This window comes from Pedobacter sp. Bi27 (genome assembly GCF_918698255.1).
GTDB lineage: Bacteria > Bacteroidota > Bacteroidia > Sphingobacteriales > Sphingobacteriaceae > Pedobacter.
In genome coordinates, this window is record NZ_CAKKMW010000001.1 from 1 (window position 1) to 26,988 (window position 26,988).

The 26,988-nt window shown below is 38.5% G+C and carries 12 protein-coding genes and 1 tRNA gene; 1 reads left to right on the top strand and 12 read right to left on the bottom strand.

The window, feature by feature from the left end; translation table 11 throughout:
• The 11 genes from LQ227_RS00005 to LQ227_RS00055 all read right to left on the bottom strand — a co-directional run.
• Positions 1-913 (bottom strand): DUF6443 domain-containing protein (locus LQ227_RS00005; RefSeq protein ID WP_230147655.1); only part of this gene is annotated, 913 nt, incomplete at its 3' end.
• A 7-nt stretch (positions 914-920) separates the two neighbouring features.
• Positions 921-4,100, bottom strand: a complete 3,180-nt coding sequence (locus LQ227_RS00010; protein WP_230147657.1) for a hypothetical protein — start codon at positions 4,098-4,100, stop codon at positions 921-923.
• Positions 4,101-4,245: 145 nt separating this feature from the next.
• On the bottom strand, positions 4,246-5,235 hold the full coding sequence (locus tag LQ227_RS00015; protein ID WP_230147659.1) for a hypothetical protein: 990 nt from the start codon (positions 5,233-5,235) through the stop codon (positions 4,246-4,248).
• Positions 5,236-6,321: 1,086 nt separating this feature from the next.
• Positions 6,322-6,394, bottom strand: a tRNA-Lys gene (locus tag LQ227_RS00020).
• A gap of 627 nt (positions 6,395-7,021) precedes the next feature.
• A complete protein-coding gene (locus tag LQ227_RS00025) occupies positions 7,022-8,077 on the bottom strand; it encodes a cellulase family glycosylhydrolase (protein ID WP_230144294.1) in 1,056 nt (351 codons plus the stop codon).
• 55 nt (positions 8,078-8,132) lie between these two features.
• On the bottom strand, positions 8,133-9,974 hold the full coding sequence (locus tag LQ227_RS00030) for a beta-galactosidase family protein (protein ID WP_230147661.1): 1,842 nt from the start codon (positions 9,972-9,974) through the stop codon (positions 8,133-8,135).
• Between the two features lie 134 nt (positions 9,975-10,108).
• Positions 10,109-11,626, bottom strand: coding sequence for a glycoside hydrolase (locus tag LQ227_RS00035; protein ID WP_230147663.1), 1,518 nt, complete (start codon positions 11,624-11,626; stop codon positions 10,109-10,111).
• A gap of 19 nt (positions 11,627-11,645) precedes the next feature.
• On the bottom strand, positions 11,646-13,346 hold the full coding sequence (locus tag LQ227_RS00040) for a RagB/SusD family nutrient uptake outer membrane protein (protein WP_230147665.1): 1,701 nt from the start codon (positions 13,344-13,346) through the stop codon (positions 11,646-11,648).
• 4 nt (positions 13,347-13,350) lie between these two features.
• Entirely contained in the window at positions 13,351-16,518 is a 3,168-nt protein-coding gene (locus LQ227_RS00045) for a TonB-dependent receptor (RefSeq protein WP_230147667.1), read from the bottom strand.
• A gap of 232 nt (positions 16,519-16,750) precedes the next feature.
• Positions 16,751-20,875, bottom strand: coding sequence for a two-component regulator propeller domain-containing protein (locus tag LQ227_RS00050; RefSeq protein ID WP_230147669.1), 4,125 nt, complete (start codon positions 20,873-20,875; stop codon positions 16,751-16,753).
• A gap of 180 nt (positions 20,876-21,055) precedes the next feature.
• Positions 21,056-24,946 (bottom strand): TIM-barrel domain-containing protein, encoded by a 3,891-nt coding sequence (locus LQ227_RS00055; RefSeq protein WP_230147671.1) that lies wholly within the window; start codon positions 24,944-24,946, stop codon positions 21,056-21,058.
• Positions 24,947-25,561: 615 nt separating this feature from the next.
• Between LQ227_RS00055 and LQ227_RS00060 the strand changes: the two genes are divergently transcribed.
• Positions 25,562-25,960 (top strand): LytTR family DNA-binding domain-containing protein, encoded by a 399-nt coding sequence (locus LQ227_RS00060; RefSeq protein ID WP_230147673.1) that lies wholly within the window; start codon positions 25,562-25,564, stop codon positions 25,958-25,960.
• A gap of 210 nt (positions 25,961-26,170) precedes the next feature.
• Here LQ227_RS00060 and LQ227_RS00065 read toward each other — a convergent pair whose 3' ends face one another.
• The gene (locus LQ227_RS00065; RefSeq protein ID WP_230144286.1) at positions 26,171-26,959 is read right to left on the bottom strand and encodes an NIPSNAP family protein; all 789 of its coding nucleotides are present in this window, start codon (positions 26,957-26,959) and stop codon (positions 26,171-26,173) included.
• Positions 26,960-26,988 lie beyond the last annotated feature (29 nt).

Sequence of the window (26,988 nt, forward strand, 5' to 3'; positions counted from 1 at the left end):
CGCCCAGGTCATCATAAACATAATAGGTGCTGAGGCTTTTGCCATCTGTTTCCCAGATCCGTTTCAGCACCACGCGGCCTTCAAAATCCTTGAATTCTTCTGTAGTACCCGCTTTCAGGTCGCCTGGTACCCAGTTTTCGTCCTTACTGATGGTTTTGTACAGTTTGCCTGGTCCGTAAACCGTTGCTGCTGCGCCATTATCAGTACCATTGATTACCCAAAGCTTCACCTCGTTTTCAAGGTTCGTGCCGTACGCTGCCTTTATAGTATGCCCCCCGCTGATCTGCCAGGCTTCACCTGGAGCGCCCTGCTGTAGTACCCTGTTCAGGGGTGAGGCTTCGAACACCGTTTCTGCAAATGGAAAGGCAGTCGCCTTTATCCCGCCTGTAGGGGAACTGTAAAAACCCGCCTGATCGGTAAGTGCACCCGGGCGGTAATTCCCTGCTGTTCCGGTCAGTGCTGCGTATGGCTGGTACTTTATCGCTTCGCGGCCAAAGGCATCGTAAGCAACAGGCTGTACAATATCCCTGAAACCCGGGCTGCCCTGAACCTGTATCGTTTGCAGCGGTCTCCCGAGGCCATCGAAATACTGGATGGTTTCATTTACCTCGCAGCTTGTACGACCTGAAAGATTGTTCGGATCCATGCCCGGCTGTTTGAATATCCTCGTACTGATGTAGTTCTGGCCACTGCTCGCTGCCGATATAAAGGGTACGCAGTTTACATAGCTCAGCCCTGTGGTAAAAATGCGCACAGGACCGGTAGTATGGAAACCATCGGTCAGGGTTACACTCAATGGTGCGCTGATCTCGCTTTCTCCGTTATAGGCTGATATAACCTTTTGGGCGGAAGAGCGGCTGCAGAACAGCAGAAATGCTGCTGCAGCGCAAAAATGTTTTAGATGTTGTTTCATAGAGGCGTTAGTTTTTATAGTGGTAGTCGGTTTGTTTTAAGATATTGCCGTTCTGGTCTTTAACAGCCTTTAAACGCTGGAAGGCATCATATTCATAATAGGTGGTCATACCTTTGGCGTCGGTCTGGCTGGTCATGCCGACCAATGGTTTGTAGGTATAAGTATTAATAAATGAATTAGGTAAAGCGGCCCTAAGTGTGTTTAAATAAGTCCTTAAAGTATTGTCATCATTTGGGTTATCCAATAAAGCCTGATTTATAAGACTACTTACCGTTGCATAATCCGTATTAGTAATTTTAGCTACAGGATATTGCTTGTTGTACCCCCACAAATAGATTTCCTTTGGCCCATTAGACATACTCCATTCTAAAAGATTTCCTAAGTAATCGTAATTGTAAAACTGAATCCGAGCATCTAAAGTATAAGCACCGTTTTGCTTGTAAATTGTTTCCGGCTCGACAATAGACGCAGACCAATTTTTATAATTATTTAGCGTTTTTTCAATAAGAGTACCATCCCTAAAAATACTTTGTTGCAAAATTGGGTTAATAATATGTTTGGAAATTAAAGATTGTCTTGCGGTTTCTGCTATTGAAGTTAAATCTGTAAAGTCATCTTGTGGATATTTATTTACCGTTGTTATCAAATGTCCTTTACTGTCTCTTGTTTCGATTTTTGTTGTTTGCGCATGAACAGGGTTCTCGTAGTAATAGGATGTAGAATTTTCGACAGGATTTAAACCATTTACGTCAAAGCTTTTTTCAATAGTGCTCGTTTTATAAATCCAACGACATATTATTTTTGCTTTTAATAAGTTAGAAAGATTAGCAGGCCCTGATGGACAGCCACCCGTACATATCGTAAAATTATATCCTTTTTTTACTGGAAGATCAAAATAGTTAGGAGAACTAGAGCTTAAGGATTCATCGAAGTTATAATTATGAGAAGTTTCCTTAACAGCAACGTTTTGACTGTTGTAAATTAATTCTTTAGTAAGAAATCCTCTATAAACATCAAAATCAGTAACCAGCGTGGTCGACGGTACATTTGTATTTGTTAAATAGCCATTTACAAGTCCGTATGTTTGTCCAAACAAATTAACAGGGGCGGTGGTGTAATAGGACTCTTTTTTTCCAAATGATAAAGCAGATACATCGACTGAAGTTGTATAAGATGTTACCATTTTATAGCCAACATTGCTTCCCTGCGTTGTACCTAAATAATTAGAAGAATATGAGGTTCTAACGATGTATCCATGATCAAAATCAACAAATCTTAGGTTTGACATTACTACCCCTGAGGACCGATCTGGGTCATCTTTCATTACGTAGCTGAAGTTTTCCGAACTTTTTAAGCCTGTTACCGGATCTAAATTGATTATTTGCTTAATTCTAAGTCCACCTATGGGTATTTTTTTAAATGGTTCTCCATAGGTAATGTAGTTCATCTGCGCAGACATTGTTTGTCCTGTTCCATCTACACTTGAGATCAGTTCGTAATCTCCCGCATCAAGATTAATGTATTCGGTGGTATTATTATTAACCATATACCTTGAAAGCTTTACCGTTTTGCTCCCATCACTGTTAATTAAATTAATAAAAACACTGGGACCATTCTCAACCGGCGCAGGGCCTGTATATTTCCCATTTACATTGAAATACAGTTTTTGATTCGTTATAAGAGAGAATGTTGCTTTAGCGATAGGTATATTTACAGCGGATGATTTTACTGCTATGGCACTAACACCATGTGGTATTTTATTTTCTCCTCCCACATCAGCGAAACCGCAATCATTTCCCTCATAAACGAACGTCGAAGAGCCTCCGGTTGGGTAAGTTATTGATTTAAGCACTCCAGTCATTGCCCGACTGGGATTCGAGTCTCGATTCCCCCCAGGAATAATTTTGTCTGCAGGTGCATAATCCAGAGGATCCACTTTTACTAAAAGTGTACTATTTTGCACTCCATTGTAATATCCCCAATAATCTTGTGATTTAGAATCTATTGCTGGCACTGCTTCTGGTGAATAATACTCAAAAAGGTGTGATTTTAATACTGCACCATCTACAGTAGAAATTTCATTAAAATTATCAAGTTTTAGCCTAACATCATCACTCTTATTCGACCTCATTGAATTCACATCCCCAAAATAACTATGGCCAAATGTAAATTTCTTAGTAATAACTCCGTTATAATCCTCAACGGTTATATAATCAAGTACCGAACTCAAAGGTATATCGAGCCTATTTTTAGAGGTGTAAAATTTAACCTTTTGGCCAAAAGCATCAATTTGTTGTAGTACCTTTCCCTCAATTTCAATAGACGATGCCGATGACGAAGCCTCTTTATTCGCCTGATAGGCGGGGGAAAGATTAGTATAATCAACTTCTGATTTTTGTACACCGCTACTAAACTCGTTCACGCTGCTATAAGTAAAAACTATTTCGCCTGCAGATGTAGTAATTTTAGATAAATACCAAGCTGAAGTAAAAGTGTTCCCGTCACTTGTGCTGCTTTCTAATGCATCAAATAGGTAAATTGAACCATCATCATCTGTAATGGTAAAGCTACTTAAAGAATTATTGTGTTCAATTTTCAAATTTTTATAGTTAATACAATGGGCATTGTGTCCAGCACCTGCATCCATAACAAACTTCCCTGATTTACCTGCAAAATTGTAATAAAAAATATCTGGTTCCAAGTCATAACCTCCGTTCCAAACAGGACTACTTACTGATGAACCAGGTAAAGGCTGTCCCTCTTCAACATTGAATAATTGTGCATCTGTCTTGTTCCCAAGGGCCCAATAACCCATTGGTTTTTCATCAGCCTTACCATGCACAGACCTTGTGATAACGCCACCGGCACTAAGCGACCAGCCCAAGCCTACCCAACTCGATTTTTCTTCTACTTTTAGTCCGGATGAAGAATAATTCAATGTAATTGGTAAAGAGTATTTACCAATTGAAACTACATGAACTGGAATATTAATACTTGCTGTACCCGTATATTCGCCAACTGGTATATCCCCATATTTCCCTAACGAGGCGGCTGTAGGGGAAGGTGGTATAACTTTTGGCAAAAATGTGCTTACACCTCCTTCGACAGGAGTCTGAGCATTTACTTTATGCAAACCGATAAGCAAAAGTAGTACAGCTGTTTTTAAAATCTTATTTTCAATTCTCATTATTAAAATATTTTAATCTGTGATTAGATAGGGCGATGCTCGCTGAAAGTCAGGAGTGAGAGTAATAAAGTTTTCATTGATTTGGTTTTGGTTTAAAATTTAAAAAAGGTATTGGATTCCAGATTTCGAACAGATGTACCGCTGATTACTTTACTTTTTTATTTAGCGTTTTAATATATGCATCCTGAACTTCAACTTTTTTGCTTAACTCAATAAGATGTAAGGTTAGCTCTTCTATCTTTTTCTGTTGTAGCTTGAACATTTCACTAACCGCTATTCCATTTGCTTCAATTTCTTTTGTAGAAGGCATTTCGGGCAGGTGTTTATTTGTTTTAACGTAGCTTTCCAATCCTTTCAACGTTCCAACATCATAGCTTTCCTCAAAAACATAATCTGGCCAATTGGCAATTTCTACCTTAATCTCTTTTGCACGGATGTTTCCATTAACGGAGAGTTTTTCTTTTGGGAGAAGTGTTCCCATGCCAATGTTACCTGCACCATCAATCACAAGATCATCACCATACGCCCAACCATTTACCCCCGGCGATTTTGAAAAAGATCTCCTGGTACCCAATATCATCTTTCCTGTGGCATCACCATTGTTTTGGTTGCCTGCCACTGTGATAATTCTGGCCTGCCCCCAAAAATTGGAGCCATCTGTATTTGCAGGAATAATAAACTCTAACTGTGCGCCACTCACCGTTGAGCGGCTACCGGTGTTTGCCTGAATCTCTAACTGTCCATTATAAGGGGCGTTAACAATATCAATATGAGTACCTGAACTGGTTACCCGCAGATTATTAAAGTTCAGTTGTCCATTGCCATCATCAGTAAGTACTTTAAACCAGGGTTGCGCGCCGTTGGAATTTGTTTTGCGGAAGTAAAGGTTTTGATCAAAAAAACTCCCGGCAAACTGCATCGCATAGTTGTTATTACCATTACTGTGTCTAACATCTAGTAAATGCCACCAACTGGAGGCTCCAGCGGGGTAGTTTACAGGGGCAGAGGTTTCAAAAAAACCAGAAGTTGCACCCTCATTACCGGTTATACCAGCATCATTTCGGGTACCTGTTTGCGATTGTGCTAAAGCAAAAATTGGCAAAAGCATCATTAAAAGAGCGCAACTGTATTTCATTTTTTTATTTTTTAAATTGATCGTTTATTTCGATTTTTCTAATGCAGAAAGTATGCTTAATACAGCTTTGTTGCCTGCCCATCTTGTGCGTTTAGCTGTTTGTATTTCACTATCAGATGCAAGGTCAGCCCTTCTACTTTTTAAGAAGAAGTCTGTTCATTTCACCTCATGCAAATCCGTTGTGCGCTCCTCAGCCGTGATTGGTATTTCTGGAGGATGTTAAAGGGTTACATAAACCGATAATGATCAGTAGTATAGGTACCCTGATAAGTGCAGAATTAAACAAATCCATGTTAGTTTAGATCTGGACGAAACCGGGAGTAAGCAGATCAATCGGTAAACGATATAAAAACAGGTTAAATCCAGTTCTATTTGACAACCTAAGCCTGCTTTACTTCTATTGATCGGTTTGGACTGGGCAACTAAAAATCCCCAAAATATTATTCCTGTTTAGAAGATGTTGACAGGGAATAAAACTGGAATAGGCGGAAAAAGTTGTAAAAGTTTTGAGAGACATAGCTGTACATGTTTAATTGTTGATTTAGATTTTTCTAAATTGTTGTTTAGAAGTAGCGAATTACCATTTTTGAAAAAATAGCCACAAAAAAATTACACCAACACACCAGTTTTTGTGACCAAACTTAATTCATGAATAATTCGATCATCTTAATTTTAAATTGTACGGAAATTAAGCGCGCTAAAAATTGGTTTATAACGATAACATTAAAATTAAAAAAATTAGCTTGCATTTTATCTGCACAAGATACCCGTAATACAATACACTGAACAGCAACACTTTAATTCGAACTGGGAGCGTTTTAAAACATATGGATAACGCATACTTTATATGGGATCTCATAGATATTTTGAATATTCTCCCCTAAAAGCAAAAACCCTGTTAATCGTGCGATTGCTGGGCTTTATACTTTTTAATAGTCTTTGCCGTGATCCCGCTGGGATTGGCTCAGCCTGCAAAATCCCGAACTCAGCCCTGAGCCTTTTACAAATCGAACCCAGGCCGGCGCTTCTGTTCGAATCCAAGCGGGAGTAAAACAAAAAAGCCTCACATTTCTGTGAAGCTTTCTGTGATCCCGCTGGGATTCGAACCCAGGACCACTACATTAAAAGTGTAATGCTCTACCAGCTGAGCTACGGAATCATTTTGTCCCTTTCGAGGCTGCGAAGTTAGAAATTAAATTCATTCCCGCAAAGAACAAAGTCAATCTATTTAATAAAAACTTAACATTAATTAAACAAAACAGCGTTAAATCTTTAGAGATCATGTTGTTAAATACAATCAGAAATTTTATTATTTATTTACTTTTCCTACCTCTTTGTTATTAAAACTGACATATAACATAAAAATGATGTTTTAACACCCCAAAACTTATTTGCATCTACCCTCGTTTTTCATGATCAAACAAATAACCTAATTACATCTTGTTAATATTCCAATACGATAAAAGCATAGATTGACAATATCAAAATATCAAACGTTTGCGCGGAATTAGCCATATTTTTAGGCAAAACCTTAAAAGAACGCGGGGCACAAATGCCTGCAGAAAAAGTGACTGGAAAAGCAGTACCATTTCCAGATGAGATTTTTGGCAATTAACTATGTTTATCGTGATAAAGCAAAAGAGATTGTATCATAAAGGCGATTTCACCTCCGATGCTGTCATGTTGAGCTTGCCGAAACAACTTAAATAGTATTTAAGCAAATCCTTCAACAAGCTCAGGATGACAAATCTATATTTATGGTACAATCTCTTTTGCTTAAATCTTATTATAAACCCCAACCATATCTGATGCGGGTTAACCCCGATTGATTGGTAGTTGTTAAGGTAATATTTGTTCCGCTTCCGCCACGGTTCTGAATACTGTAACTGTCGTTATCTCTAAGCCCTGGCCAGTACACACTGGCAACTTTATCGGTTCTAAATACATTGGTAGAACCAACTATATAGGCAATTTCATTATCGCTACCAACCGAACCGGTATAATTTTTACCCGTAGTCATGGCTGCACCATATTCGGTAACCACGGTACGGTTTGCATAACTACCAAAACGGCTTCGCCAGTCGGCTTCCCAAGCCGATTGTGTTCTGGTAGCCCAAAATGCATAATTATGCAGGGATAAGAGGCAGCTCGAAAATCGGCTATCTGCACCAACAGCTGTTACATTTTCCGAATAGCCCGTACCACCTAAAAGAATCCGGCCTTTGCTTACATTGGGGTAACGGGAAAGCCATTCAGCATAAATAGTGGTTAATTGGGCCAATGTATAACCATAGGGCTCATTCATGGGTTCGAAATATACGTTTGCATTACTTCCATATTTATTAACTACGGTTTGCCACATGGCCCAAAACTGAGTCGTGTCATCGATAGTACCATTATGGGAGGATGCACTCTCCCAACAAGCAAGTATAACCTTCATGTTTTTACTTAAAGCGCGATCTATTGCCCCGGTATATGCGCCCCACCACGAATCGGATACACTTGGCGGGTTAATTGGTAACCTTACCGTATTTACACCTGGCATGTTATTTTGGAAACCCGTTAATATCGCATTTGCTTTAGCTGATACAGTGGTATAATCATCACCAGCGGTTAAGCCTGAGGGGATTACCCAGCCGTCAACAAAATTATCGCGGCCATCTGCCCAATTTACACCTGCAATACCCGCAGCACCAACCGATTCTGCAGCTGCTTTTTGAGCATCCGTGACCTCCGTTTTTTCAATTTCGAGCGGAGTTTCTGTTAGTTCTTTTTTTTCACAGCCCATTAAGCATACGCTTAATATAACGGCCATTGTTGCAATTGACGTTTTAATTTTCATAGGTAATGATTTAATATTTGGTTAGTGAGGCGTTAACCAGAAGAAAATCGAAATGTTATTTATTTTTTAACTCATTTAAAATAGCTTTATCTAAACTGGTTAATGTATGCTGTGTAGGTTTAAGCAGTTCGAAAACTACAATTTCATTCTTTCCTTTTTTTAACCATTCTGCTGGCAAATAAATGGTTTGTTGAGGTCCAATGCCCCAATATTTCCCCAAATTATGTCCGTTAACCCAAACCACGCCTTTGCCCCATTTGCGCATATCTAAATAAGTATCGGCAACTTTGGTTAAATTAAAGGATGCCGATTTAAGGGCCGCCGCAGATTGGCTATTTACTTTAGGCTGTGTTTTTTGGGCATCTATTTTATCAAACGGCAGTGGGTACATTTTCCACGATTTAATCTCAGTACCGTTGAACGTTACGCTCTTGGTTATCCCCTTATTATTTTTAAGCAGGTAAGGACCAAAATTAATTCTACCCATGTTTTCTACTAAAATATCCAGTTGTACATTGCCGGCAGGAAGATTAACTATTAAACTATCTTGGTAAAGCCTTCTATCTAAAACACCAACAAGTTTTTTATTGATATATACCAGGCCATAATCGCGCAACTCGCTGATTTTAATTACGCCTTTGCGTCCACCTTTGATTGTGCTGCTGTACAATACAAAACCATAAGGTTGGTTAAGGGCTTCGAAGGTTAATGGTTTTTCACTTAATTGAGGCTTGCCAACCAGGTTGAAGATGTCTGTTGATTTGGTAAAAGTAATTACAGGCAATGCAGCTGCCGGCTTGGCAGCAGGTACAACAGGAAGCTTTTGGTTTGCAGGCAAATTCTTTTTAATCGCTTCGCGGAAAAGCATAAATTTTGGTGTCGCATTACCTGCCTCATCTAAAGGTGCATCATAATCATAACTACTAATCTGCGGTTCGTAAGCTGTAGAATCGTTATAATTTGCCCCATTCATAAAACCTCTGGTTGTACCGCCATGAAACATATACATGTTAATGGAAATCCCTCCTTTAAGTACAGTATCTAATTTATTGACATACGTTTTTGGGTCTACCTGATGATGTTTTGTACCCCACCAATCAAACCAGGCCGGATACCATTCTGGTACAAAGTAAGGTCCGGTACCATTGTTATATTTATTGATCAATGTTCTGATCTGCGCAGGATTATCGATGCCGTTTACACCTGGAAGCAGACCCGCTAAATGACCACCTTCTAATGCAGGAACAGGATCGCAGGTAGAAAGTACGCCGTCAAAACCGGCATCTTTAAAGAGCTGAGTATTGATCTTCAGGTATTCCTTGTCATTTCCATAAGAACCATACTCGTTTTCTACCTGTACCATTAAGATGTTGCCACCATGGTTAATCTGCAATGGCGCTAACCGTTTACCAATCTCTGTAAGGTATTCTTTATATTCTTTTAAATATTGTGCTTCTTTACTCCTTACCTGTAAACCTTTAATGTTCTGCAACCAAAATGGATAACCGCCAAATTCCCATTCGGCACATACATATGGACTAGGACGAAGCAATACCCATAATCCTTCTTCTTTTGCAATGCGCACAAATTCGGCAATATCATTATTGCCCAAGAAATCGAATTTATCTTTTTGAGGCTCATGTACATTCCAAAATACATAAGTGCCAATGGTATTTAAGCCCATCGCTTTAGCCATTTTCATTCTATCGCGCCAGGCTTCTCTTGGTATGCGGGGGTAATGCATTTCGCCGGATATTATTTGAAAAGGCTTATTATCAAGCAGAAAAACAGAGTCTGCAAGTTTAAAAGTGTGCTGAGCCTGTGCAAAAGCACCTAAGCTGGCAAAACAAGTAATTAAAATTACCTTAAAAATGGTGTATTTGAAGGTATGTTTCATGAAGATGTGTATTTATGTTTTATAAAATTATATGCACAGTTTTCCTTTCCCTACATAGATAAGGTGCTTTGTTCCAGAGAACAAAATTGGAAAAGGATTAAATTTTTGGATATTCAAGCATCCCCAAACTGGGTTTACTTACTTACTATTGTGGTAATAGATTTAGCCGGAACCCTAATACCCTGGTTACTTTTATATTGCTTATATGGTGATAAATTATATGCTGCAGATGTAACATAGGTTTGCACCACATTTGGTTTACTTCCTTTTATTTCCAGATCCAGGTTGATATCTTGCTCACTAGTATTAACGGCTACAGTAACCAGATTGCTATTATCCAGATATGCTGATATGTAAATCTGGTTTTCTTTTCCGTTTATTATACTAACCCCAACACGTTTACTACCTTCTTTGATAAAACGGCTATAATTGCCTAAAGCCCATAACATTTTACTATCGTACACCCTTCCGTCTGTTTTATTTTTATCGATATATACCAGCCCATCTTTATAATCACCAGTCGATACGGCTAACCACCACTGCCATGATGTAGCATTTGATAAAACGAGGTCATGGTGGATCAACTTCGCAATAAAAAGGGCTGTTACCATGCCCAAATCACGCCCTTCGCCTTTAAGCACATCGTCACCCAGCACACAATATTCAGACATCCAATACCTTAAACCTTTTATCTGGGCTACTGCTTCAGCTGTTTTTTTTCGGGTATTTATAAGTTTTTGTTCAGGACTTGTGGTAAAATAGCTATGACCAGAAATAGATTGATCAATATTGGATAAGTTGCCGACATAATTCGGAGATGAAGGATTAAAGAACTGATAGACCTGATTTCCCTTTGCCGTGTTTCCATTATCGTATAAATAATCGAGCTGGCCGGCCTCTCCTATCTGTATTTTGGTTTTGATCTGATTTTTCGCGAATGCATCATTTACGCCTTTATAAAGCTGAGCAAGTTCAGTATTGTTATAGGGACAACCTTCCTGATTGTGCTCATTCCATTTCCACTGTGGCTCATTTGCCGGACTAAGGTAATCCAATTCGATTCCTGTAGTTTTTTTCAGCCCTTTAATTGTGGCTACCATATCGGCTGAAAAATCGGGAAGTTTATCAAAATTCAGGTTGCAGTTACCATCGCTAGAATAAGCTTTACCGTTTTTGGTAAAAAGCACATGCGGACTGTTTACAAAGCCGATAAACTGTTTTACGCCACGGGTTTTAGCGGCCTTTAAAAACCAGGTTTGCCCTGGCATCGCATTCCAATCATAACTACCATCGGGTTGCAGAAAAGCGTATTGGCGACGCCATTCGTCGCCAATATCGCTTGCCTTACCTTGGGCGGCACTGCCGCCACCAATACTGAAACGCCACATATTAAGGCCAATACCCAGGGGCTGACCCGTTTTTGTAATTTGGGTACTAAAAAGCAAATCGGCCATCTTATCCTTTTTCTCTGCAGGCCATAATCCAGCAAATTGACAAGTCCAGGCATCAGATGCCCCGAAACCTTCTATTGTTTGAAATTGAACCAATGGGTCAATTTCAATCTTTACAGTTTGCTGGGCCGCAGCACTACCAGAGCAAAACAAGGAAATGCTAGTAAGAAAGTAGCCGATTTGTTTATAATACTTTATCATTGATGGTTAAGTTGTCTTATTAATAACCAGGGTTTTGCTGCAATTTACCGCCTGAAGCTAAAATTTCGGCCCTAGGTATTGGTAACCAATAATGTTTGGTTTCAAACTTACGCCCGTCTAAAGCAACTTTAGGTGTATAAGTAAATGTAGTACCCGTTTTGGTAATAATCATTCCAGCAGCAGGTTTGTTTTCGGTTACATCGGCAATTTTCCATCTTCTTACATCATAAAAACGATGTTCTTCGAAAGCAAGCTCTACCCTACGCTCATAACGAACCGCATCGCGCATTTGTGTTTGGGTAAGCCCAACGGCCAATTCAGGCATATTCACTCCTGGTCTTGCCCTTACCATATTAATAGCTTGCCTTGCCGACATTGTTGATCCGGAAGGAACAGCATCAGGGCCATAAGCTTCGTTTGCAGCTTCTGCATAATTAAGCAAAATTTCTGCATATCTAAAATAAATCCAAGGCTGAAACCCTGCATTACCCCAAGGGTTTTGCAATGGATAAGCATCATTCATAAATTTTTTAAGGTAATAACCAGTTTTGGTTGTATTCCAGTTATCATTTCCATCTTTACTATCTTTTCCTCCCGGAATAAAGGTTTCTACATTACGCTCGCGATATGCTGCACCATTGTATAAAATAGTGGCTGCAAAACGAGGATCACGACCTTTGTATGGTTCGTTGTTATCGTAACCAGATGTAGGATCGGTAATGGCTTTACCGTTGGCCATTTCGTAATCATCTACCAGGTTTTGCAAAGGCGTATTACCAGCCCAGCCGCCATAACCGTTTGGTCCGTTGGCAATTTCTAAATGGGTATGGTTCGCATTTTTTGTAAACAACCTCGCGAAAATAATTTCATTGCTTTGGTCAGTTAAGAATAAATTTCCATAACCGCCCGTGTAAATTCCATATTTATTTAGCGAAATAACTGCCTGCGCTGCCGTAACAGCTGCCTGCCAGGTACCAGCATTATACAACGGACTAGCAGCATATAAAAGTAAGCGGGATTTTAGCGCAAGTGCAGCGCCTTTTGTTGCCCTTCCTACCATCCAACTACTGCTATTATCCAAAGGTAAATCTGCTGCAGCCTGGTCTAGCTGTGCCGTTACATAATCTATAGATTCTTTAATTGAGGCCCGTTGAAACAATGCCGGATCCTGTAAATTGTCGGTCAGGTTCGTTACCTTATCGCCCATTAAAACGACACCACCATAATTCCGGATCAGATCCTGATAACGGAAAGCCCTGACAAATTTAAGTTCGGCCGCAAGCTGTTTTTTATGTACCGCACTCATGCCAATTTTACCAAGTACCTCCAGACCGTAATTACATTCTCTGATGCTTTTGTAGCTCCTGCCCCAATATACACCCGCACTGCCTAAATTTTCAGGTGCCAGCTGTCCTCTTTGGATCAACCAGGTGGCATCATCATTATTATAAATAGATTCATCCGTAAATGAGCTCCACATGCTATATTCAAAACCTCTGCCGAAACCCGGTGAAGAACCGTCGCCCTCCTTATCCTGCAATCTACTGGCGATATAACGGTTGGTTACATAGGCTTCAAAAACAGCCGTATCGGTTTCTATTGAAGCTGTAGAGATCCGATCTGTTGGTTCTACATTTAAAAAATCTTTTTTACAGCCTACAATACCCGTTGAGATAAGAGACAGGCCTAAAAGTGATATATATATTGATTTGTTCTTCATGATGTTAGAATTTAATATTGGCGCCCAAATTAATAATGCGTTGCTGTGGATAAAACTGCCCACTGCCACTGGTTCCTTCAGGATCGTAGTCTTTTACTTTGGAAATGGTGAACAAGTTAAATGCACTCGCATAAAGCCTTAATCCCGAAACATTGATCCGTTCTAAGAAACTGGCCTTAATGTTATAGGCAATTTCTACATTTTTTAGCCTTAAGAATGAGGCATCATTTAACCAAAAAGTATTGTTAAACTGCCCACCGCTAATGGCATTCGAAGCACGGTCAGTTACCCTTGGGTAAGTTCCGTTCGGATTAGATGCACTAAATCTGTTATCGGCCCAACTGCTGTAAAAGTTACCGATACTACCAGATTCTGGCAAAACATATTGGCTTACCTGTGTTTGTCCAGCCAACACCATCGATACATCAAAGTTTTTATAAGATGCGCCAAGTGTAAAACCATAAGTAATCTGAGGGATATTACTATATGGCGTTCTGGTTTGGTCATCGGCCGTTATTTTGCCATCATTATTATAATCGAGGTATTTAAGATCGCCTATTTTAGCGCCACTTACATGTGGGTAAGCATCTAACTCTTGTTGAGTTCTGAATATGCCAATGCTATTGTAAAGTAGATTAGCATTTAATGGTCTGCCGGTTTGGCGTTGATAATCTAGTGTACCGCTGGCTTCATCAATAAAAATTACCTTGCTTTTTGCGTAAGTGATATTGCCTGATGCATTCCATTTAAAGTTTTCGCCATTATGGTTATAACCTAAAGTAGCTTCAAAACCAGTATTATTAACTTTACCAATATTTTCCGAAGGTACCAGCGGGTCAGAACCGAAAGGGTTTACAATTCCTGAAGAACCTGGCAATGATGCATTACGGGTGGCCAAGATATCAGATCTTTTTTGTTGAAAATAGATGGCTTCGATACTGAAGTTTTTAAATATAACGGCATTGAAACCGATATCAAGTTTTTTGGCTACTTCCCAGGTAATATTCGGGTTTGCAAGTTTAACTAAATTTACGCCCGGCTGTATGGTTGATGATGTTGCACCTGGGCTTTGGGCTACAAATCCATTTCCAACAAGAACATAATTATCAAAGTACTGGAAACCATTTACGTTATCGTTACCAAGCGCTCCATATGAAGCACGGATTTTTAAATTATCAACAAATTTAACGTTTTCGTTAAACCACTTTTCTCTTGAGATTACCCACCCAGCAGAAACTGAAGGAAAATAACCATATTGTTTGCCCTGAGGAAAAATTGATGACCCATCTACGCGCAACTGCCCTTCAAAAAGGTATTTATCATCGTAACTGTAAGCCAAACGACTAATTATACTACGGCGGTTATAATTTGTGCTATAACCTGAGTTTAAGAAATCCGTAGCGGCAGTACCTCCCTGAGAAAGTTCAGGCAAAGAAGTAGAAAGGAAATTAAAACGTTGTGCATCGAAATATTCTAAATGATTTTCGCTTTGTTCGTAACCCACAAAAGCATTAATATCATGCAGGTTAAACTTACGTGCATAATTTAGTTTGATATTTGTGGTAAGCAACGATTCATTTTTATGGCTTTCGGTCAAGGTAGCTTTTTGGTTATTGCCACCAACAATTACACTATTATAGTTTTTAGATGAAGGATCGTATTGGTAGAGTAGATATGGTTTGCTGAAGCTTTTGGTAAATACATTGGATTTATCAGCAGAAAAGAAACCATCAACAGAAAGACCCTTTACTCCAGGAATAATAAAACTAGCCCTTAAAATACCATTTAAAACCTGCGTTGGTGATTTATTTGTTCCGCCTATATCTGTAACCTGTACGGCTGGATTTGCATTTTCGATACCGGTTGTTGGTAAACCATTTGGATAATAGGCCGATACAATAGGTTTTGCCCTATAAATGGATCTGAAAACATCGCCAGCCCCTACCTGAGGAAACAGACGGTCTTCTTGCCTGCCTGATACCGATAAGCCAACTTTAAGGTATTTAGAAACGTTGGCATCTATATTTGTGCGGAAATTATACTGATTGTATTTGGTTACCCCATTTTTATACAAACCATCTTGAGAAACAGTACCTAACGACATGTAGTATTTTACATCCTCGCTGCCCCCGTTAATAGAAAGACTGTGTTGGCTTTGCAGCGCAGTTTTTTCTAAGGTTTGGTCAATCCAATCAGTATTGGGATATAACAATGGGTCGGAGCCATTGCGAAATTTCTCAATCTGATCTGCAGTGTACGACTGATTAAGGCCGCCTGCGGGATTTGAATCGAAACTAATTTCATTCATAATCTGTGCATAGGTTGTCGCATCAGCCATTTTAGGTAATCTTGTTGGCGAGCTAAACCCCTGGTTAAAACTATAATTGATAGTAGGTTTACCTGTTTTTCCCCTTTTCGTAGTCACTAAAATTACACCGTTGGCTGCCCTGTTACCATAAATAGCGGCAGAGGCATCTTTTAATACCGAAACGCTTTCAATATCATTTGGATCTAGGCGTTCCAGACCACCAATTTGTCCGGGTATTCCATCTACAACAACTAATACACTGTTGCTCCCGGTTGTAGCCAAACCCCTGATGGTGATGTTTGAGCCATCAAAACCCGGCTCACCGCTCCTATTGTTAATTACCACCCCAGAAAACCGGCCGGCTAATGAATTGGATAAATTCGGTTGCGGACTCTTAACCAGGTCGGCTCCTTTTACCTGCGAGATTGAACCGGTTAATGTTGCTTTTTTCTGTGTTCCATACCCAACAACCACTAATTCATTTAGCGTTTTGGTATCGGCACTAAGCTGAACATTAATGGTTGTTCTATCACCAACCGCTTGCTCCTGGTTGGTATAGCCTACAAATGAAAAAATAAGTATGTCAGTTTTAGCCGAAACATTGATGCTGTATTTACCATTCACATCTGTTTGCACTGCTTTTTCTGTTCCCTTAATTTTAATCGCTACACCTGGAAATGTAGCGCCAGTTTCGTTTGTTACCGTACCTGTTATCACAATTTCTTTAAGCTGACTCTTTATCCCTGTTTTATCAGAAACTAAAGATGCCATTGCCGGTAAACTGATGGATACGATAAATAGAAATGCCAGTGTTTTAATTGTAAAGAATTTTGGCAAAAATCCTTTCAGAACTTTTCTTCTCATATTGGTTTGCAAGTTTAATATTTGGTTAGCAGATCAATTTTATAACCTACCCAACAGAACCCTCTGTCGGAATTGCGATTATAGCACTGCTTTATTAGAAGGCTAAATTAGCGCCAACAAACAACTCCTAAGGGGTACAAACAGTCCAAATTAGAGGGGTAAACAAACCGAAAAAGCCCCAAAACAATGCTTTGAGGCCGATTATTAAAAATAACAGATGAATGGCTACTTGCTATTTACCTTTTTTAACTGTGGTATTAATGTTATTGGAAAACGGCTTGCGGAATTTTTTAATGTACTGCGATGGGTTCATGTTAAAGAGCTTATAAAACTGCTCTCTAAAATATTTCGGATCGTTAATACCCACCAAGTAAGAAGTTTCCTGAATGGTTTTATCGGTATTGATAAAAATTTCGGCAGCTTTCCTCAACCTGATGAAACGGATAAAGCCATTCGCTGACTGACCAGAAATGGATTTTATTTTGCGGTAAAGATTAGATCTCGACATACCGATAGCAGCAGTAAGTATATCGATATTAAAATCGGGATCGATCAGGTGTTCTTCTACAATACGGATACAGTTATCCAAAAACTCTTTGTATTCTGCAGAGATTTTGGTGCTGTTCGAATTGAGGGTAATCTCGTTATAAAAGTATTTTTGCAGCGCATTTTTACTCTTTAGTATACTGGCTACCCTCGCTTTTAAAAAATCTTTATCAAAAGGTTTACTAATGTAATCATCGGCCCCGCCTTCTATTCCTTTAAGTTTAACCTCTGGCGCAGAAATAGCGGTTAACAGGATAATAGGAATATGAGAAACGGCTACATCTTCTTTTATTTTACTACAAAGTTCTATCCCGGTTATACCATCCATCATTACGTCACATATCACAATATCGGGCAATAGTTCTTTTACCATATCGTACCCGTCTTCTCCGTTGCTCGCTTCATAAAGGTGGTAATCCATTCTGAAAACCTGTTTCAGGTATTCTCTGATCTCAACGTTATCATCAATAATCAAAAGTGTTTTTAAATCCACAGCGAGCTGACTATCAATCAATGGTTCTTCTGCTGCTTTTACAATATTATTTGCCGTTATTTCATCCTCTATTAGCTCTTTAAATATCGATGAATCGGTATCTATCAGTTCCTCCTGCAAAATTACCGCATCTTTAAAATGGCTTATTCCTTTTAATAAAGCAATATTAAACGCCGTGCCTTTATTTTCAACACTGGCATAACTTATCGTTCCGCCATGCATTTCTATAAAATTCTTAGCCAGGTACAAACCAATACCAAAACCTCCTTTTGCTGATTTATTTCCCGGATCCTGATAAAATTTTTCATAGAGTTTTTCTCCTGCAAAGCTGGTAATACCACAGCCTGTATCTTCTATAAGCACATTTATATTTTCCTGGTTACTTTTTACAATCATTTTAACCGTACCGCCTTCGGGCGTAAATTTTATGGCATTTGCCAGGAGATTAAAAAACACAATCTCTATTTTTTCCCTATCAGCATAAAATGGGATCAATTCATCGGCGCATATAAACTCAAATACAATATTTTTAGACATGGCCTGGTGCACAAAGCAAAGGAATACTTCTTTACACAAACTCACCAGATTTACCGGAGCTACTTTTAATTTTCCGCCATAGGTATCTGCTTTTCTGAACAATAACAATTGATCTACCAAACTTAAAAGCCGTTTTGCATTCCTGTAAACAATATTTAAATCAGTGGTATCAACATTTTTATCGTTCTTGTATAAAAGCTCTTTGACCGGATTGATAATTAGGGTAAGTGGCGTACGAAACTCGTGCGATACATTGGTAAAAAAAGAAAGTTTCTTCTCGCTGAGTTCTTTCTCTTTTTCACTTTCTACATGGGCCAGTTTCACCTGAAATTCGAGGTTTGAGCGATGCTCACGGTATTTAAGATAGGCATAAATCATCCCAAAGAAAGCCAGTCCGTAAATACAAAAAGCCCACCAGGTACGGTACCATGGCGGTGTAATGGTAATTGCGATAGAATTGCCCTCCATATTCCAGATGCCATCGTTATTTGATGCCCTTACCTTTAACACATACTTACCGGGATTTAAATTGGTATAGGTAACTTTATGTTCACTGCCACTGTAATTCCATTTCTTATCGAAACCCTCGAGAAAATAAGCATACTTGTTTTTTTCGGAAAGTGTATAATTAAGTGCTACAAAACCAAAAGAAAGCACACTTTGGCTGTAGGGCAAAATAATCTCCTTAGTCATGTACACCGGTAATTTTAAAGGAGAATCATCACCCGGCAGAATTAATTTATTAAAAATAGAAAAATCGGAAAAATAAACCGCGGGAGCCGTTTTATTATATTTTAGCTGCTGTGGATTAAAGTAAACGATTCCTTTACTTCCTGCCAGGTAAATTTCTCCTTTTTCATTTTTACAGATAGCGGCATTGGCATAAACGCCGTCTTTCTCATCGTAATTTTTCACCATTTTGTTCACAGGATCAAAGAGTGAAATCCCCTGTTCGGTTGTTACCCATAACCTGCCATTATTGTCTTCTACCAGATCGGTAAAAACATTGCTCGCAAAACCGTTTTGCTTTGAATATATTTCGAAAGTATCTGTTTTAGCTACATATTTATTCAATCCATCGCGGGTGCAGATCCAAACATTTTGGTGCGAATCCAAATAAAGGCTATTTACAATGTTATTGCTAATGCCACCTTTTCTTGAATTATCGATCATGTAATTGCTAAACTTTCTGGTTTTAGGGTTAAAGCGGCTGAGTCCACTCCCATATGTCCCGATCCAAACATTGCCCTGCGCATCTTTTAAAAGGCAGTACAAATGGTTATTACTCAGTGAAGCCTGGTTTTTAGGGTCGTTAAAGTAATGTGTATAACTGCCGGTTTTTTCGTTATACACTTTCAAACCAGCATCGGTAGCCAAATAATATTCGTTATTGTTTACTTCAATTAAATCTCTAAAAACATCTTCGTTAAAAAAACTACCAAGTGCCGAACGGTGATGATGGTGAACAAATTTATGCTCTTTCTCCTCATAAAGGTCGAAACCATTTTCGCCCAACACCCAGAGCCTGCCATTTAAATCGGTAGATAGGTTAATAATATCAGAGCTCGATAAACTATTTGCATTACTGGTATGCAGCAGCTTAATTACTGAACGATTATCGGGATTATATTTAAACAAACCTTTGTTTGTGCCTACCCAAAAATCCTTACCATAACTGATGATGGATTTGATGTCGGCCTGCCCAAAAGGAAGGGAAATAAAATTAAATTTATATTGGTTAAAGTCTATTTTACTGAGGCCATTTTTACCACAAATCCATATCATTCCTGTTTTATCGCGGTAGAGACCTCCATTGGCAAAAAATTCGAGTTCTTCTATTTTCTCCCATTTATTTAATTCGGTGTTTACCCAAAATAATCCGGAGTTTCCGCCAACCAGCATTTTTTTTGCGCCTAAATTTAATACACTAAATACTGAAGTGTTACCAGTGCCTTTACTACTGTAGGTGTTGAATTTCCCTGTTTTCGGATCGAATCTGAACAGATCGCCTTTCCAATAGCAACCAACCCATATCATGCCATCGGCATCTATACTAAGTGTCCAGATATCGTTCGGATTTTTTTCGCCCGCTATTTCCTTTTGTATGTAATTGGTAAAGCGACGTGTCTTTTTATCAAATTTATTTAGTCCTTTGCTCCAATTGCCTAACCATAAATTTCCTTCTTTATCTTCTGCAATGGCATTAACCGATTTCCCTTTAATGGCATTTGGATTTTTAATGTCGGGCTGATAAACTGTAAAAGATGCTGAGTTTTTGTTAAAAAGGTTAAAACCATCGTCGGTACCTATCCAGAGCTTATTTGTTTTATCAATGAGTAGCGACCATATTTTATTATTGCTCAACGATGTTCTTTTGTTTTCTTGATGATAAAAACGCTGAAACTTCTCTGTTACAGGGTCGAATTTATTTAAACCGTTCATGGTAGCCACCCAGAAAGCACCATTCTGGTCTTCTACAACAGCATTGATATAGTTATTGGTTAGCGATGTTGTATCGCCGGGGATATTTACATAAATTTTAAAAGAATAACCATCAAACTTACACAAACCGTTTTCGGTACCTACCCATATAAATCCCCTTTTATCTTTTAAGGCAGCTGTTGTGTTTTTTGAAGGGAGTCCTTCATTTATGCCGTATGTTTTAATTACATAATGGCCTGCTATTACAGGCCGTTTATCGACATGGGATACCTGCGCTTTAACATGAGTAAAGAGGAAAAAAAATTGTAGAAGAAAACAAGTTAGACTAATTAATCTCATAGTTGAACAACAAAATTTGATGGGAGAATGCCTAGCTAAACCCTGTCTCTTTTGAAATAGACGAGTTGTAAAGATACAATTTGCAAACTTATTAACGAATCTATTCTTGTGTTCAGGTTAGTGCCAATAAAAAAGAGGCCGGTTAAAAACCGACCTCTTCGCAAAACTAACTACTACTAACTAAAATTTAACTGAATTGAGATTCTTATCTACTAAAATGCCTTCACTAATCTTAAGCCCGAACTGTAGTTTACGTTTTGCCTTTAATTTCAGGATAAACAGATCGGAAGTTTCGTTTAAAGCATCTTTGTTGCCTATGTTTACAAAGGTTGGATACAAAACCTTTGCGCCACTGGTATGCAGGCGATCGTTGGTCAGGTTATCCATCTGTTTGGTATTTAAAGACTGAACACTTACAAAATCATAATCCTGTGCATTGTATGGCAGGGCAAAACTTAAAGCATTTACTGATTTCAGGTTTATTCCTTTTACTTTAATTTCGATGATTTCATCTTTGTTGTAAGCTTGTTTAGCGGTATTGATTTCCAGTTTACCTGCAACTTTATCAATTTTAGCTTTTTTTATACCTCCTTCAAGTTGTGTAGCCACAACTGAAATATCGTAGGCATCAATCAAATTGTTTTTATTGATATCGCCATTGCTGATATAACCTTCAAAATCAGCATCACCTTTTCTTAAACCCGTATAATTGATGTAAGAAGTCAAATCGTTCTTATCAATTAAACGGTCGTTATTGATATCGCCCGGAAGATAACTTTCGGTACCAGGAACTTTAAATACATACAGCTCTCTACCTGAACCGAAACCACCTACACCTTCAGCAACAGCAATTTTGATGTACCGTGCAGCAGGATGTGCTGTGAAATTAAATATTTTAATTTCGTCGTTATTGGCCCATTCAAATGCACCAGCTTCTGTCCAGCTTTCTTTATTATTGCTATAAAACACTTTACCTTTTAATAAAATTCCGTTTCCTCTTCCCGTGCGTGGCAGGTAGTGGAATTTATCAAGTTGGTTGATCGATTTCAGATCAATGATCATATCAAAAGGAACTGCTTTAACACCCCATTTGGTATGCCAGGTATTACCTTCATCATAATCGAACAATTTATTGATACCAGAACCTCCTTGATTTTCTACCGTAGTTTCGGCAACAATACCCTGAATAGCAAACTCTAAAGGATTGGTTTTAGTAGTTGCTTTAATTTCGGTCCACTCAGAATAACCATCTTTATTTACTGCACGCAGTTTAAAACTGTAAGCTGTTTCGGCCAATAAACCATCAAACAACAAAGCAGTATCTCGGATAGTAGTATAATGCATATCGTTAAAATCGATCTCATAAAAATCGGCATTGCTCACTTTACTCCAGCTTGGGTTAAGCGTATAGGCTTCTCTGTTTTTATCACTCACCTTTGCATTAACAGGAGCAGTTAATTTACCTGTTGATACCCGTTGTTTATCTAGAGGCTCAAATTTAAAACCGCCTATACTAAGTATTACCGGATTGATCGTAATATCGGTAGATTGAAGTTTAACCAACAATTGCGGGTTTTTAACCATTGCCACTTTTTCAAACTCGCTTCCTTTTGTAGCAAAACGGTTTAAGTTCGGGGCTGCATCGTAGAAATAAACGTTAGACTGTTTTAAAAACTCATCTTTAGAGTTTACTTCTGATAATTTTATTTTACTGTTCCCAACTTTTGCCGTTAACCTTTTTGGTTTTTCGGTAACGTTAATTACGAATTCGGTTGTTTTTTCTTTCACAAAGCCATCGAAATCGCCCTTTGCAGGATGAATGGTAACCAGGACACTGTTTTTTTGATCTAGTGCTGATTCGATTAAAGTGGAAGCACCTTTTCCTAATTTATAGGCTTCTGTTGCACCGTCATCATCATATTCTGTAAATGAAGTTTTTCCAAAAGGATATAATTCATAAATACGGTTTGCCTTATTGATTTCAGAAACATTGTTATTCGGATTCGTCATCGGAATAATGGCGCCATTTTTCACAAAAACAGGCAATTTCCATAACGGCGAGTCAAAACTGTTGAGAATGCTGTTTCCAGTATATTTTTCTCCGGTGAAATAATCAATCCATGTTCCCTCTGGTAAATAAATACCATTGCGGATATCGTTACCTTTTTCGTCTGATTTTGTAGCCTGATAAATTGGCGCCACTAAGAAAGAAGGTCCGTAGAGGTATTGATATTGTGTTGAAGTACCTTTGGTATAGGCATTTGGATATTCCAGAAACATTGCCCTGATCATGGGCAATCCGGTAACTGCTTCTCTAGCTACGCTATAAGTATAGGGCATCAACTCCGATTTCAGTTTTAAATAGTTGCGGTTAATCGAAGCTACGGGCTCGCCCAATGCATGTGGATATTTTTCGTTAGCGCCCCAACCGTCCATGTTTAATTCCATTGGTGTAAAGGTTTTCCATTGGAAATCGCGGGTATTGATGGTTAGATTTTTACCACCAAAAATACCATCCATATCGGAAGTAATATTCGGTTGACCAGATAAACCAGAACCTAAATAGGTAGGAATGTGGAAACGGATATATTCCCAAACACCACCTGTTTGATCACCCGACCAAATACCGGCATAACGTTGGGTACCTGCCCAGCCATCTAACGAAATGATAAACGGGCGGCTACTATTGCCATAATAAGGCATAATCTGGGCTACATCGGCAACACCATTCAATCCGAATGAATAACCGGCACCAACCCATGCTACATCGGTTTTTAATACACGAACGCCTGCATCTCTCGCTTCTTTAATAATATCGCGCTGCAATAACGGACTTACTTCTGCTTTAGGGTGAAGATCAGATTGTGTCCAAAGCCCAATTTCCACGCCGTTTTTACGGGCATAATCGCCAAAACTCTTTAGGTTCTGAATGTTGCCATCCAATGTTTCGGTTTGACCATAACCTGCACCATAACCATCATTTGGAAGTACCCAGCCCAATGGCATATCGTGTTTTTTATAACGGTCGATCACCGCACGTGCTGAAAACTGATAATTATTTTTTTCACCGTTAAGCGACTCTTTTATACCGCCATTATCTTTCTGACTTTCTTTGTAACGTTTACCATCTTCAAATAAAGTTCCTTTTTCGTCTTCTTTCCAAAAATCGCGGTTGTAAGCGTTTAAATGTCCTTGGTAGAAACCAAATTTTGGCAACAAAATCGGATTTCCGGTAAGCTGATAAAAATCGTTCAATAAGGGTACCGCACCATCGTTAATCATAAAAAAAGCATCCAGGTAATCGGTTTCATGTGCCAATTTTACCAATCCTTTTTCTTTAGCACCAAAATTGTAATTTCCTTTACTGAAGGTATACCACATTACAGCATAACCATTAGTAGACCAATAATAAGGTGTTGGTGAAGCTACTCCCCCATCCGTCCAGCTGTTTTGGTTTTCGATAGAAATGGTTTTTCCTTTGTGAGAAAAACGGCCGTTCTGTACGCCGCCACCATAAAAATACTCCTGTGGATTTTCCTTTAAGCTAAGGGTTACTTTTCCTTTTTCGAACTGAATCGGTGCTAATTCTTCCACAGCAACGGCTTGTGTAGCAAGGTTGATAATTTTGATCAGCGAAGTATTTTTATCGAAAAGAACGGTAATCTTACCGGTAGATATGAACAGTTGATTATGCTCATCTTTAATATCCAGTTTTGAAACTGGCCTGCGTGGGTTTTCGACTAAAATTTTGGCTTCTGGTTTTGCTTCCGGATCGCGTATAAAACCTCCTGTAGGATCTTCGAAAAGACGAAAAATATGATCGCTGTAAAAATCTAACGTTAAACGTTGATTATCAGAAAGCAACACTTCTACTGTGGTGGTATTGATCTTTTTTGCGCCAAGCACTTTAGTAACCTTTTCGGCTACCTGATTGGTTTTCTGAGCAGCTGGTTGAGCAGAAACAAAAAACGGAGCAGTAATTAAAAAAAACGCACATGCCAAAACAACGCGGTTAGGTTGGGTTTTGGGGTTGGTTATTTTAAAATGTTTAAGAAAATAATGCGGGGTCATTAAATTTTGATTTGGTTATGTGTTTATGTCAGCAAGCTGATAATTTTAGTTGCTATGGGGATAAAGTTAACAAACACCTTAAAGGAAATGGTGCGTTTTTAGGCACAAAAACCGCGCAATCGTTTGCCTATCTAATTTTTTACCAGAGATAGCGTGATGTTTTCTATGATTAAGAAATTAAGGGCATTAAGGTCGTAGAAGATCGATTTATAGAACAGATTCAGTGATCGTCCTCCTGAACTTGTTTCAGGATCTAAAATTGCGTAATTCTGATCCGATAACTATCAGATTTATTTCAGAATCTTTCTGGTCAGCTTTTTGCCATGGAAACGCAGACTTTCACGGACTAATCTTCTTATCATTAAGAAATTAGGGCATTAAGGTTGTAATCGATGTTTAATGATCAATACAATAGTCAATGAACAAATGACGAGTGAACATTTAGCCACAGATTTTACCACCTTAATGATCTTATTCAAATAGTTCATTTTTAGCACTACTTGACCATGAAATATTGATTATTTATATTTTAAACAAAGCGTTTTTGCATTATGAACTTAAAAAATAATCGAATGGCAAGCATTTTGTAAGTGTTTGTAAAATTGCTTACTACGAATGAATTTCCCTCTATCACAATCCTATAGCTGTGTAATTATAGATGACAGCCAAATGAGTATAAAAACACTTGAACACTTTGTTTCCAAAATAGAAAAACTCCAGCTAAAGGGAAGTTTTACGGATGCAATAGATGCCATGGCCGCCTTTTGGAAATACGGAAAAATTGATTTCCTATTTCTGGATGTCCAAATGGAAATATCAGGAGTTGATATAGCCAAAATGCTTCGAAACAGCGTAAAATTTGTTGTATTTGTAAGTGCCGATGACAACAAGGCCATTGATGCCTTTGATAAGGGCAACTGTTTTTTATTTAAACCGCTCGATTTTGTAAAATTTGAAGACACGGTGAATCAGTTGATTCTGACTGAATGTAAGAACAATGAAATATTTTTGTGAGTAGCCCACAAAAGATATCTACCTTCTTTTCTACCATTAAGCAATTAAGGACATTAAGTTTTCATAGCTCGGTCCCAGGGGTCGTCCTCCTGAACTCGTTTCAGGATCTATCTGGATTGGATTATTTTTTTGCCATGGAAGCAAGGGTTTAATTTAGTTTACCTTGCTTTCAGCTTTAGTCTTTTAGCCTTAGTCTTTCTTTTACCTTTCTTAAAAATCTGAATAGTCTGTTGGGTAAACAAATTTAGTGTCGTTTTTAGAAACATTATGCTGATATTCCGGCATTGCTGAGAGCTTTTTCCAATAATCATCTGCGGAGAAAGCCTTCCAGTGTGCATCTCTATCTGCCCTATTTTCGAAAGTGGTTAAATACATTAGATTAGGCATTCGACTACCAGCGATTACTTCTCCATAAAATACGGCATTAAAATTAAGTCTTTTAAACAACCCGATTTCATCGCCCTTATTAAACATTTCAACTTTATTCTTAAAATATTTCTCCGTAGGTGCCTCGTAACTTCTTAATTCGTACACCCTTTCTTTCATCGGCGATTTTAGATTAGGCAGCATAAAATGAGGAGCATCATCAAAAGCCTTTAAAACAATAGATTCTAATCGCTCGTAAGGAGCCTCGGTATAAGCTGCATCAAGGTAGGTTTTACCGTCAATAGCATATTGTTTATCTCTGGCTAACTTTTCATCCAGTTCCAGAACGCCATTGAATGATTTCAAAGGAATAAATACATAAATAAGCTTTTCTGCAACCGCAGCCTGATCGCCTACAATGGGTTTAAACACGCCTACTTTTGTAATTCCAATACGGTGCAATGCGGGTAAATATGCCTTCTGCAGATAATCATCTACCGTTTTTTCTTGTGCATCGTTTTTCAAGTGGTAAATTTTGATCTGATAGAAATCTATCTTCGATGCATTGCCCGCAAACGCACTGAACAGTAGAACAAGTAAAAACAGACTGGATATTTTAATTCTTTGCAACATGTTTAAAGGATGATTAGATAATGCAGCAA

Excerpts from the sequence above, each read along its gene's own strand:
- LQ227_RS00045 (WP_230147667.1), bottom strand. The coding sequence starts at position 16,518 with ATGAGAAGAAAAGTTCTGAAAGGATTTTTGCCAAAATTCTTTACAATT.
- LQ227_RS00010 (WP_230147657.1), bottom strand. The coding sequence starts at position 4,100 with ATGAGAATTGAAAATAAGATTTTAAAAACAGCTGTACTACTTTTGCTT.
- LQ227_RS00065 (WP_230144286.1), bottom strand. The coding sequence starts at position 26,959 with ATGTTGCAAAGAATTAAAATATCCAGTCTGTTTTTACTTGTTCTACTG.
- LQ227_RS00025 (WP_230144294.1), bottom strand. The coding sequence starts at position 8,077 with ATGAAAATTAAAACGTCAATTGCAACAATGGCCGTTATATTAAGCGTA.
- LQ227_RS00040 (WP_230147665.1), bottom strand. The coding sequence starts at position 13,346 with ATGAAGAACAAATCAATATATATATCACTTTTAGGCCTGTCTCTTATC.
- LQ227_RS00035 (WP_230147663.1), bottom strand. The coding sequence starts at position 11,626 with ATGATAAAGTATTATAAACAAATCGGCTACTTTCTTACTAGCATTTCC.
- LQ227_RS00055 (WP_230147671.1), bottom strand. The coding sequence starts at position 24,946 with ATGACCCCGCATTATTTTCTTAAACATTTTAAAATAACCAACCCCAAA.
- LQ227_RS00050 (WP_230147669.1), bottom strand. The coding sequence starts at position 20,875 with ATGAGATTAATTAGTCTAACTTGTTTTCTTCTACAATTTTTTTTCCTC.
- LQ227_RS00015 (WP_230147659.1), bottom strand. The coding sequence starts at position 5,235 with ATGAAATACAGTTGCGCTCTTTTAATGATGCTTTTGCCAATTTTTGCT.
- LQ227_RS00060 (WP_230147673.1), top strand. The coding sequence starts at position 25,562 with ATGAATTTCCCTCTATCACAATCCTATAGCTGTGTAATTATAGATGAC.
- LQ227_RS00030 (WP_230147661.1), bottom strand. The coding sequence starts at position 9,974 with ATGAAACATACCTTCAAATACACCATTTTTAAGGTAATTTTAATTACT.